The organism is Streptomyces sparsus (assembly GCF_054776295.1).
This window is the reverse complement of sequence record NZ_BAAHCA010001572.1, coordinates 1-684: the sequence shown is the minus strand read 5'-3', so window position 1 is coordinate 684 and position 684 is coordinate 1. Positions and strand designations below refer to the sequence as shown.

Sequence of the window (684 nt, the reverse complement as noted above, 5' to 3'; positions counted from 1 at the left end):
CTCCGGCGGCCCCGGCGAATCCGGCGGCCCCGGCGACGGGGTCCTCGGGGGCGGCTCGGGCCGTGGGGCGGACGTCGGCAAGGGCGCCGGCACCGACGCGGGGGCGGTGTCGATGTGGACGGTGCTGGGCGACGGCCGGTTCATGGCGGTGGTCGCGCTGAACTACCTGCTGGCGACCATCTTCCTCCAGGCCTACGTGACCCTTCCCGTGGCCATGGCCCAGGACGGGTTGGGCAGCTCCGACTACGGACTGGCCATCGCGGGCAACGGCGTGCTGATCATCCTGCTCCAGATCCCGGTGACCCGGTTCATCGAGCACCGCGACCCGTCCCGCCTGCTGGTGCTGTCCTCCCTGCTGGCCGGCTACGGCTTCGGCCTGACGGCCTTCGCCGGCTCCACCGCCCTGTACGCGCTGACCATCCTGGTCTGGACGCTCGGCGAGATCATCAACTCCCCCACCCAGATGGGGCTGGTGGTGCGGCTGTCCCCGGTGCACGGACGCGGCCGCTACCAGGGCATGTACACCCTGTCCTGGTCGGTTGCCGCGCTCACCGCGCCGCTCGCCGGCGGTGTGGTGCTCGACCGGTGGGGCGCGGACACGCTGTGGACGCTCACCGCCGCCGTGGGCACCCTCGCCGCGCTCGGCTACTGGCTGCTGCTGCGCCCCGAGCGGGCCACCCGGCC

The 684-nt window shown here is 73.5% G+C and carries 1 protein-coding gene; it reads left to right on the top strand.

What is annotated here, in order from left to right:
- A partial coding sequence (locus ACYVE9_RS29665; RefSeq protein WP_461030958.1) for an MFS transporter occupies nt 1-684 on the top strand: 684 nt, incomplete at both ends.